The organism is Streptomyces sp. NPDC046122, from assembly GCF_056429965.1.
Genome location: NZ_JBWKLQ010000037.1, coordinates 1 through 1,968, shown reverse-complemented (window position 1 = coordinate 1,968; position 1,968 = coordinate 1). Strand labels below are relative to the sequence as shown.

General features: G+C 70.4%; 2 protein-coding genes. One reads left to right on the top strand and one right to left on the bottom strand.

The genetic code is table 11. The annotated features are described in order from the left end of the window. Positions 1-123: 123 nt before the first annotated feature. Entirely contained in the window at positions 124-639 is a 516-nt protein-coding gene (locus tag AC07FK_RS33850) for a DUF4245 domain-containing protein (protein ID WP_479108744.1), read from the bottom strand. 170 nt (positions 640-809) lie between these two features. Here AC07FK_RS33850 and glpX point away from each other — a divergent pair, with 170 nt between their 5' ends. After that, the gene (glpX, locus tag AC07FK_RS33845; RefSeq protein WP_453406263.1) at positions 810-1,841 is read left to right on the top strand and encodes a class II fructose-bisphosphatase; all 1,032 of its coding nucleotides are present in this window, start codon (positions 810-812) and stop codon (positions 1,839-1,841) included. The last annotated feature ends 127 nt before the right edge of the window (positions 1,842-1,968 follow it).

Genomic DNA, 1,968 nt, shown 5'->3' with positions numbered 1-1,968 from the left:
TCCCCTCCCCCCCCCCCCTTTCACGAGGGGGAGGGAAAACCACTTTTGGGGCGGGTGGCGGGGGGCAGAAAGAAGCCGCACCACCGGGGGGTGCCGCCGGCTCCGTCGTACGTACGAGCGCGGTCAGGCCTTCTCGGCGTCCAGCGCCCCGGCCATCTCCGCCAGCCGCTTCTGCGACGCCGTCCCCGTGACCACCGTGGTCGCGCCCTTCTCCTCGCGCACCAGCGCGTCGTACTTCGGGCCCTCCCAGCGCTGCCACGTGTCGCCGCCGATGCGCACGGTCTTCTCCGTCCTCGTCGCCCGCTGGCTGACCTCGTGGACGAACTTCTCCGCGGGCCCGCTCGACTGCTCGACCGCGATGTACTCCCGCTCGGGGTCGAGGAAGCCCAGGTGCCAGGCGTCGGCCTCCTGCCGGTCGTACGAGACCGACGTCGGCTTCCAGGTGTCCGGAAGCCCCACGGGGGCCACCACCGGGTACGGCGCCGCGCGCCGGGCCGTGATCAGCTCGACCCGGTAGTCAACCGGCCGCACCGGGTCCGCCGAGTCGTCGTGCGGGACGAGGGTGTACACACCGGCGACGACGACACCGATCGCCGCCATCGACAGCACCATGTCCCGGACCGTCTGCTTGCCTTTCATACCTGCCACACCCCCATGGTCCCCCATGCCCGGCGACGGCCCGCGCGAGGGGCATCTCATCCCGATATGCCGCTCATACGTGCCCCCCTCTGCTCATTTTGTCGACGTACCGATAGAGTCGGCCCCACCCTCTACACTCCGGCCGTCGCCGTACAGAAAGGTGCGCTCCGATGACCGAGCACCATCTTCCGTCTCAGCTCGAGGTCTCACCCGAGGCCCCCGACCGCAACCTGGCCCTGGAGCTCGTCCGGGTCACCGAGGCCGCCGCCATGGCCGCCGGGCGGTGGGTCGGCCGCGGTGACAAGATCGGCGCGGACGGCGCAGCGGTGAAGGCCATGCGGACGCTCGTCTCGACCGTATCGATGAACGGCATCGTCGTCATCGGTGAGGGCGAGAAGGACGAAGCCCCGATGCTCTTCAACGGGGAGCGTGTGGGCGACGGCACCGGGGCCGAGGTCGACATCGCCGTCGACCCGATCGACGGCACCACGCTCAACGCCAAGGGCATGCCGAACGCCATCGCCGTGCTCGCCGCCGCCGACCGCGGCACCATGTTCGACCCGTCCGCGGTCTTCTACATGGAGAAGCTGGTCACCGGTCCGGAGGCCGCCGACTTCGTCGACATCAACGCCCCCGTCTCGGTCAACATCCGCCGGGTCGCCAAGGCCAAGCACTCGACGCCCGAAGACGTCACCGTGATGATCCTCGACCGCCCGCGCCACGAGGGCATCGTCAAGGAGATCCGCGAGACCGGCGCCCGCATCAAGTTCATCTCGGACGGCGACGTCGCGGGCTCGGTCATGGCCGTGCGGGAGGGCACCGGCGTCGACCTGCTCATGGGCATCGGCGGCACGCCCGAGGGCATCATCTCGGCCTGCGCGATCAAGTGCCTCGGCGGCACGATCCAGGGCAAGCTGTGGCCCAAGGACGAGGCCGAGCGCCAGAAGGCACTCGACGCGGGTCACGACCTGGACCGCGTACTGCACACGAACGACCTGGTCAGCGGCGAGAATGTGTTCTTCGTCGCCACCGGCATCACGGACGGCGAGCTGCTGCGCGGCGTCCGCTACCGCTCCGAGACCGCCACCACCCAGTCCCTGGTGATGCGTTCTAAGTCGGGCACGATCCGCCAGATCGACTCGACGCACCGCCTCTCGAAACTGCGCGCCTACAGCGCCATCGACTTCGACCGCGCGCAGTAGAAGCAGCGCGACGGCCCCCGGGCCGGGGGGGGGGGGGGGGGGGGGGGGGGGGGGGGGGGGGGGGGGGGGGGGGGGGGGGGGGGGGGGTAGAACTCGTGCAAACATTCCAACTGGGCACCTCCAGCAC